Raw genomic sequence first — 8427 nt, 5'->3', positions numbered from 1 at the left:
CCCCGATGCCCCCGTCCTGATGCCCCCTCCTGGCGGGCGACGAGGTCGAACTGTTACCGGTACTCGCGGAAGTCCAGCCTCCGGCCATCGAATGGTTCGCGCTGGAAGGGCTGCACCTGACGAGCGGGAGTCTCAGCGCCTGGCGACGGCAGGTTCGATCATCTCCTCGGCCGGGCAGGACGTCCGGGCAGGATGACGGGGACGACGGGCTCCGGGGACCGCCGCGGTCGCTCCGCCTGGTGGCGGCCGACTCGGGGCAGGCCCGGGGCGGGATCCGGGGAGCTGGTATGGGAACACCATCCGCACCGTTGCGCTGGACCACCCGATGCGTCATCGCGGGCGGTGGGCCGGCGGGGATGACGCTCGGTCTGTTGCTGGCCCGCGCAGGGGTGGACGTCATCGTGCTGGAAAAGCACGATGATTTCGCCCGTGACTTCCGCGGTGACACGATTCACCCGTCCACGATGGCAGTGATGGCGGAGCTGGGCCTGCTGACGGACTTCCTTCGCATCCCGCACACCCGGGCCGCCACGCTGGCTTTGGATATGGCGGGCCGGCGCCGGACCGTTGTGGACTTCCGGCACCTGCGGACGCCCTGCCCGTTCATCGCCCTGATGCCCCAATGGGACTTTCTCACGTTTCTGGCCGAGCGGGCCGGTGCCTATCCGACGTTCCGCCTGGCGATGAGCACCGAGGCGACCGACCTGGTCCGGGCGAACGGACGGGTCGTGGGCGTGCGCGCGGCCGGCCCTCTCGGGGAGGTCGAGATCCGGGCGGATCTGACGGTGGCCGCCGACGGCCGGCACTCGACCTTGCGGTCCCGTGCCGGCCTGCCGGTGCGGGAGCGCGGCGCTCCCTTCGACGTCCTCTGGTTCCGGCTGCCGAAAGACGTGGGTGACAGGTCCGCGAGCGGCCGCCGGGCGGCGAGGGACGGGAACGGGAACGAGGAGGGGAACGGGCGTGAGGAGGAGGGGAACGGGGACGGATTCACCCTGGCGCACCTCCGCAAGGGCCACGCCCTGATCACCCTGGATCGACGCGACTACTGGCAGTGCGGAATGGTGCTCCGGAAGGGGTCGGCGCAGCGGCAGCCAAGGACGGCCGGCGGGCTGGCGGCGTTCCGTGCGCAGATCACCACCGCGGCGCCGGCGCTGTCCGGTGCCGTTGACGACCTCACTGGCTGGGACCAGGTGAAGACCCTGGTGGTGCAGGTCGACCGGCTTCGCCGATGGTTCCAGCCGGGTCTGCTCTGCATCGGCGACGCCGCCCACGCGATGTCCCCAGCGGGCGGCGTCGGGGTGAACTACGCCGTCCAGGACGCGGTGGCGACGGCGAACCTGATGGCCGTGACGCTGCGGGCCGGGCCGCCCGAGCCGGCCGAGCTGCGGCGGGTGCAGCGCCGGCGGACCTGGCCGGTCGTACTCATGCAGATGATCCAGGTCCGGCAGGGCGCCTTCCTGGTACGCCTGCTGGGTGACGACGAGCGGCCAGCGCACGGCGGCAGCCCGTCGCGCCAGGTCGCGCGTGCCCCCCTGACGGACGCGACGACGGACGCAACGACGAACGCAACGGCAAGGACGATGACGGGGGCGGTGCGGGCCGGGATGTCCAACCTGGTGACGGCCATGATGTCCCATGGGGTGACCGCCACGGCGGCGCCGCGGATCGGGCGGGTGCTCGGGCGGGTCATCGGCATCGGATTTCGGCCCGAACACGTCCGCACCCCCGACGTGTTCGCCGAGGATGCCGGATACACCAAGAATGCCGGATACGCCGAGGACGTCGAGCGGGCGAGATGAGCCCCCAGGCCTCGCCGCCCGTCCGTCGCAGGCGGTGTCGCCTCAGCGGTTACCGAACAGACCGCCTAGGCCGCCACCGCCGAAACCGCCGCCTGGGCCGTGACCGCCGTGACCGCCGTGATCGCCGTGCTGGTTGCCCTGGAACCCACCCTGACCGAGGCCGAACTGTCCGGCGAGACCGGCACCCGCGAGCACGTTGTACGGCGGAAGTAGCTCGCAGGGCTGCACGATGACGAAGCCCTCGCCGGTGAACTGCATCTGCCAGCTCTCCCCGGTGTTCCCCCGGGGTCGCCACACGGCCGAGGACGTCACCGCCGCCTGCATCGAGACCTGCAGGCTCGATGACCAGCCGACGACCGCGTCGGCGTCCGCGAAGTAGTAGTTCTGATGCGTTACGTGCATGACCAGCGGCGCCCCGGACGTGCAGACAGCGACCCGGCCGTTGCCGCGCAGCTCGACCTGGTAGCTCCCGACACCGGCGATGCCGACCTGGCTGTCCACCCGCACCAGGTCCCAGGTCAGGTCGGCGTTGAAGGCGAGCACGTTCTTGCCGTCGACGGTGAGCCCGTCACCGACCAGGTCGAGGATGTGGATGTCCTGCGCCTGGTTGGCGAGGAAGACCGAACCCGATCCGGAGACCTGCATGAGGTTCAGGCCCTCGCCGCCGCTGAAGAAGCTGTGGAAACGCGAGCCCCAGCCCTCCCAGTGCGCGTCGAAGTTCGCGGCACCCTGGTAGGCGACCATCGCGCCCTTGCGGGCATAGAACTCCCGCATCCCGCGGGCGCCAAGCGTCGCCTTGAGCATCTTGCCGTTCTGCAGGGAGAACGGCTCGTCCGAGGGACGCTCGGGATTGTCCAGGAGACTGCTGCGGATGCCGCCTGCCGGCCCACCGGGACCACCGGGACCACCGGAGCCACCGGGGGGTGTCCCCTGGCCCGGCGGATAGCCCGGACCACCGCCGGGATAGTTGCCCTGCGGACCACCCGGGTGGCCGCCGTACATCCCGCCCTGCGTCATGTCGCCGTCCCCGTCCTCTCCGCGGTGCGCTCCGCCGTCCGGCGCCGGTACCCGGCCGCCCGCCCCCACCGTGCCATCGCGGCCTCAGCCCCGCACCGAGAAGGTCGGCCGCTCGTCCTCGCTCGGTTGCACGACGACGAACCCCTGGCCGGAAAAGCCGAGCTGGAACGCCTCCCCGGAGCCGCGCCCGATGAGCCCGCCGAGCCGGGCGGTGCGCCGGGGCTCGACGCGCAGCCCATCGGTGTAGGCGACGAGGGCGTCGGTGTCGACGTAGGTCGACGCCTCCCGGGTGTCGAGCACGATCGGACTGCCCTTGGCGGTCAGCGCCACCCAGCCGTGCCCACGCACCACCACGTTGAACATCCCCATTCCGGACAGCATGGTGATGCCGCGGACCCGCTCGATGCTCCACTGCAGCCCGGCGTCGAAGGCCAGGATGTTCTTGCCGTTGACCGAGAGTCCCTCGCCGGCAAGCTGCGCGACGATGACCTCCTTGCCGTAGTCCGCGAGGTACAGCAGCCCCTGGCCGGTCGCCGTCATGAGCGGAACGCCCTCACCCGTCGCCCAGGAGGAGGCGATCCGGCCGAGCTGTGGCGGCTGCGGATTGAAGTCGATCAACCCCTCGTAGGCGATCATTGACCCGACCCGGGCGAAGAGATCCTGGCCCGGGTTCATGACCACCTTGGCGATCTTCGAGCCGTGCCTGCTCATCCGTTCCATGATCGGAGTTGGTCCGTAGTGCTGGATCAGGCTGCCCTGCACGGCCCGCTCCTCTCCCCCGGCGGTCCTCCCGCCAGGCGCGCTTCCCGGATGGTCGACACGCCTCAGACCTCGTACGGCTGGACGACGATGAAGTGCCCCGCGAACCCCATGAACTGCAGAGCCAGTGCCTCGCCGCTACCGCCGGCGTAGATCTGCCGGGAGATCCGGACCTGAGTCGACACGCTGACCCGCATGCCGGTGGTCCAGGCGACAAGGGCGTTCATGTCCGCGAAGGTCGGGCCCTGCACGGTGAGGGTCATCGGGGACCCCTTGGTCATGACGACCACCGAACCCGGCCCGGAGACCTCGAAGTGGAAGAACCCCCCGCCGGGGATGCCGGGGCTCTCGATCCGACGCACCTCGGTGCGCACGGTGGCGTCCATCGCCAGCAGGTTCTTCGCGTTGACGCAGAGGGAGGAGCTGCCGAGCTCGACGATGTGCAGGTCCGCGGCGTCCTGGGCAAGGAAGACCTCACCCGAGCCCTTGCAGGTCATCAGCTTGAGGCTCTGGCCGGTCAGCTTGCCCTCGATGAGACCGCGCAGCCCGCCGCTCTTGTAGTCGAACTCGACGCTGCCCTGGTAGGCGACCATCGACCCGCGCAGCGCCAACGCGTCCGGACCGAGGGTGACCTTGACCAGCTTGCCGTTCTGCTGGGTCCACCGACCGGCGGTCGGCACCTCACGGTAGGGATCCAGGCTGTTCATCGCCCCGGGCAGGGTGGGTCGCGCCTGCGACGGCAGGATCTCGGGTCCGCCGAACGCGCCGGTCGGCGGCATCCCACCCGGCATGCCGGTGGCGGGCATCCCACCCGCGAAGCCCATGGGCGGCGGCGGTGCGGCGAGCGGAGGCGGCGGTGCAGCGAGCGGAGCGCCGAACCCGGGGGCGCCGAACCCGGGGGCGGGGGCCGGCTGCGGCGCCTCGTCGGCGACCTCACCGCCGTAGGAGCGGATGAGCTCGGCCAGTCCCCCCTGGAACCCCTGGCCCACGGCGGCGATCCGCCACACGCCCTTGCGGTAGATGTCGGCGATCATCACGGCGCGCTCGCTGGTGAAGTCGGCGCCGGTGAAGGAGTAGCGCAGCACCTCGGTTCCCGCGACGACGATCCGCAGGTACCCCGACGAGATCGCCGAGGCGCTACCGGCACCGTCGAGGGCGGCGCAGAACGACAGCCGGCCGATCGAGGCGGGCACCTGGTCGAGGGTGACCCGGAACGCCTGACTGTCGCCGGCCTGCGGCCCGAGGAGCTGGATGGACTTCTCCGGCGACGCCGGCTGGTTGAAGAAGACGAAGTAGCGGTCGTCGGTGAGGCGATCGGCGCCGTCCAGGCCGAAGCAGGAGATGTCCCACTCCCCCGGCGCATTGATCTGGATCCCGACGTACAGGTCGGTGCCCGGGGTGATCGTCGACAGCTGCGCCTTCTGCCCTCGACTGAACTGGGTGACCAACACGCTCCCTCCACCTGGCATTCCGTGCCGGACCGGCGCAACCATGACCTACCGGCGTTACCGCGCCCAGCCGGCCAGCCGGCACCCGCCCGCATCCGCACGAACCGGACTGCCGGCAACCTAGCAGCTGCCGGAGAGTACAGCCGAACACGTCGGCGCCGGGAACGCTGTCGATCCCCGGACAAGACGATTCGCGGACAAGACGATTCGACGACGACACCGGCATCGGAGCGGCTACCGGTGAGGCTCCTCTCGCGCTCCGACATGGTCGGGCGTTCACTGGACAGATGCGCTACGTCGATGGCATCACGACAGCCAGCGGTAGGAAGATATCCAAGATCGGCCTCGGAACCTGGCAGTTCGGGTCCAGGGAGTGGGGGTACGGGGCGGGCTACGCCGACACCGAGGCCGGGCGCATCGTGCGCCGGGCCCTCGAACTCGGGGTGACGCTGTTCGACTCCGCCGAGATCTACGGGATGGGACGCAGCGAACGCATCCTCGGCTCGGCGCTGGCCGGGATCCCGGACGCGCTGGACCGGGCGTACGTGGCGACGAAGGTGTTCCCCGTGCTCCCGCTGGCTCCGATCGTCGAGCAGCGGGCGGTCGCGAGCGCGAACCGGCTCGGGGTGCACCGCATCGACCTGTATCAGGTCCACCAGCCCAATCCGGTGATCAGGGACGGCCAGACGATGCGCGGGATGGCGGCGCTGCGCGCCGTCGGCCTCGTCGGGGACGTCGGGGTCAGCAACTACTCGCTGACCCGCTGGCAGGACGCCGAGGCGGCGCTCGGCGCGCCCATCCTGTCCAACCAGGTCGAGTACAGCCTGGTTCGGCGCAGGCGGGGCGAGGAGCTGCTGGCGTTCGCCGCCCGGGAGTCCCGGATCGTGATCGCCTGGAGCCCGCTGAGCCAGGGGCTGCTCTCGGGCCGCTACGACGTCACGAACCGCCCGACCGGGCGGATCCGCGCGATAAACCCGCTGTTCCTCACCGAGAACCTGGCCCGCGCCACCCCGCTGCTCGACGTCCTACGCGAGGTCGCCGCCACGCACGACGCCACCCCCGCCCAGATCGCGCTGGCCTGGGCGATCCATCATCCGTCGGTCGTCGCGATCCCGGGGGCGTCCAGCGTCGCCCAGGTGGAGAACAACGCCGCCGCGGCCGACATCACGCTCACCGAGGACGAGTACGGCACGTTGACCGCCGCCGCGCAACGCTTCGAACCGCTCGCCGGCACGTCGGCCTTCGCCGCGCTGGCCACGGAACGGCTCCACCGCTGACCACTGTCCGGCCAGTCCGAGGCGTCCGGTCAGTCCGAGGCGTCGTAGGTGGTCACGTCGTCGGAGGAGATGTCGTCGGAGGAGATGATGTGGAACGGCGGGCACACCCCGGTCGAGTGGTGGGCCGCGGCCTCCAGCGCCATCCGGACCCGCTGTTTCGGGTCGAGGCCCCGGGTGCTGTGCAGCGAGCCGCAGGCGTACTCGTCGCCGCTGCCGACCGCATAGTAGTTGTCCGCGCTGCGGCCGATCTGGTAGTCCGAGTCGATGCGGTAGAGGTGTCCGCGGAGGCCGACCAGGAACAGCCCGCCGCTCTCGTTGCCGGAGTCGTTGCGGGCGAAGCCGCCGTCGCGCAGGCAGTCCCGGACCACCGCGATGAAGTCCGTCGCCATGAACCGATCGAGATCCCAGTCCTGCGGGACCGGGGGCACCAGGCTGTAGCGGAGCAGCTGGCCCATCCGGAACGAATCAGTGAACCCCATAATGAACTCACTGTTACGAAACACCTTGGTATCCGCACGGACAGTGATAGACCAGCCAGCGACACCGGCGCTGTCCCCACCGATCACGACCCGGCCGTCCTGCTGTACCCCGACGATGCAGGTCACGAAGCGGAATGGTACCGGTTCGCCCCGAAGCCGGCCGCCGTACCCCATCCGCGCCACCAGCCCGTTGACACGCTCCGCCCGCTGTCACCCTGCCGACCCGGGAGCCGTTCCGGCGGTCCGGTCGTCAGGCGGATGTGAGAACGTGTCCTGCGCACACACGAGAACGGAAGCGGAGGACGGGCACCCCATGGGGATGAAGCGGTTCATGTCGCGGCTCGGTGTGGGCGGGGCCGAGGTCGAGACCGTGCTGGACCGTCCGGAAACCCTGCCGGGCCAGGTCGTGACCGGTCTGACCACCGTCACCGGCGGCAAGGTCGAGCAGAAGATCGAGAAGGTCCTCGTCGCGCTCGAGGCGACCGTCGAGGTCGAGACCGACGACTCGACCTGGCACGAGCAGGTCACCTTCGGTACCCAGCAGATCGGTGGCGGCTTCACTATCCACCCGGAGCAGCAGATCAGCGGCCGCTTCGAGCTGCCCGTGCCGTGGCAGACCCCGATCACCGACATCGGCGGGTGGCATCTGCACGGGATGAAGATCGGGGTGCGGACCAAGCTGGCCATCCCCGGGGCGGTGGACCCGGGTGACCTCGACGCGGTGAACGTGCACCCGCTGCCCGTCCAGGAGGCGGTGCTCGCCGCCCTCGGTGACCTCGGCTTCCACTTCAAGTCCGCCGACGTCGAGAAGGGCCGCCTACACGGCTCCGACCTGCCCTTCTACCAGGAGATCGAGCTGAAGCCGTCGGACGAGTACGCCCGGCGCATCTCCGAACTGGAGGTCACCTTCCTCGTCGACGGCTCCGGGGTGGACGTCGTCCTGGAGGCCGACCGCCGCGGTGGGCTGCTGTCCTCCGGCGGCGACGAGCTCAGCCGGTTCCGGCTTGGCCACCACGACACCGACCGGCACCAGCTCGCCGGGCTGCTCCACCAGCAGCTGGAGCACCTGGGCCGCCGCCGCGGCTGGTTCTGAGCGCTCTACCCGTCCGGGGGACGTCGGCTCACCTGGTGAAGCTGCAAGAATACGGTATGTGAAGATCGAGGAGCTGGAGGCGGATCGTACCTGGCTGGCGTTCGACCCCATGCGGCAGCTTCGGCCGCATCTGACCTCCACCGGGTTCGTCAAGCTCGTCAACGAGGTCCAGCGCCCCGAGGGCTACCGCCTGGTCGCGTCGTGGGACGGGGAGCTGGGACGGGTGGTCGCGGCGGTCGGCTTCCGGCAGGTGACCTCGCTTGCCTACGGGCGGCATCTGGTCATCGACGATCTGTCCACGATCCTGGCTGCGCGGGGGCGGGGGCACGCCACCCGGCTGCTCGCCTGGAGTGAACGGGAGGCGCGCCGGCTCGGCTGCGAACATATCCATCTCGACGCCGGCACCCACCGCTACGAGGCGCACCGGCTCTACCTGCGAACCGGCTTCACGATCGCGGCCTTCCACTTCACCCGCCGACTCTGAGGTCCCTCCGCAGTCCCTCCCCCGGCCGTCAGCCGCCCGGCGGTCGGGGGACAGGGGGTCAGGGGGTCAGG

Annotated in this window: 8 protein-coding genes; 4 read left to right on the top strand and 4 right to left on the bottom strand. The window is 70.4% G+C overall.

Annotated elements, in window-relative coordinates:
* Nucleotides 1–287: 287 nt before the first annotated feature.
* Nucleotides 288–1799, top strand: coding sequence for an FAD-dependent oxidoreductase (locus AC08OO_RS20900; protein WP_476618949.1), 1512 nt, complete (start codon nt 288–290; stop codon nt 1797–1799).
* Nucleotides 1800–1841: 42 nt separating this feature from the next.
* On the opposite strand, the gene AC08OO_RS20895 is transcribed toward AC08OO_RS20900, so the two are convergent.
* The 3 genes from AC08OO_RS20895 to AC08OO_RS20885 all read right to left on the bottom strand — a co-directional run bounded on the left by AC08OO_RS20895 (nt 1842) and on the right by AC08OO_RS20885 (nt 5023).
* Nucleotides 1842–2816, bottom strand: a complete 975-nt coding sequence (locus AC08OO_RS20895; protein ID WP_476611422.1) for an AIM24 family protein — start codon at nt 2814–2816, stop codon at nt 1842–1844.
* 84 nt (nt 2817–2900) lie between these two features.
* Nucleotides 2901–3578: an AIM24 family protein gene (locus AC08OO_RS20890; protein ID WP_011437290.1), complete on the bottom strand. Its 678-nt coding sequence runs from the start codon at nt 3576–3578 to the stop codon at nt 2901–2903.
* 62 nt (nt 3579–3640) lie between these two features.
* Complete coding sequence (locus tag AC08OO_RS20885; protein ID WP_476611424.1) at nt 3641–5023, bottom strand: TerD family protein; 1383 nt, start codon at nt 5021–5023, stop codon at nt 3641–3643.
* Nucleotides 5024–5310: 287 nt separating this feature from the next.
* Between AC08OO_RS20885 and AC08OO_RS20880 the strand changes: the two genes are divergently transcribed.
* Nucleotides 5311–6300: an aldo/keto reductase gene (locus tag AC08OO_RS20880; RefSeq protein WP_476607828.1), complete on the top strand. Its 990-nt coding sequence runs from the start codon at nt 5311–5313 to the stop codon at nt 6298–6300.
* A 29-nt stretch (nt 6301–6329) separates the two neighbouring features.
* Here AC08OO_RS20880 and AC08OO_RS20875 read toward each other — a convergent pair whose 3' ends face one another.
* Nucleotides 6330–6905, bottom strand: coding sequence for an Ntn hydrolase family protein (locus AC08OO_RS20875; protein ID WP_035733167.1), 576 nt, complete (start codon nt 6903–6905; stop codon nt 6330–6332).
* Between the two features lie 187 nt (nt 6906–7092).
* Between AC08OO_RS20875 and AC08OO_RS20870 the strand changes: the two genes are divergently transcribed.
* The gene (locus AC08OO_RS20870) at nt 7093–7872 is read left to right on the top strand and encodes a sporulation protein (RefSeq protein ID WP_476611421.1); all 780 of its coding nucleotides are present in this window, start codon (nt 7093–7095) and stop codon (nt 7870–7872) included.
* A 58-nt stretch (nt 7873–7930) separates the two neighbouring features.
* Nucleotides 7931–8356 carry a GNAT family N-acetyltransferase gene (locus tag AC08OO_RS20865; protein WP_011437295.1) on the top strand — a complete coding sequence of 142 codons (426 nt, stop codon included), beginning with the start codon at nt 7931–7933 and terminating at the stop codon, nt 8354–8356.
* Nucleotides 8357–8427 lie beyond the last annotated feature (71 nt).

Source organism: Frankia sp. CeCAU1, from assembly GCF_977971845.1.
This window is presented reverse-complemented; position numbering and strand designations above follow the sequence as displayed.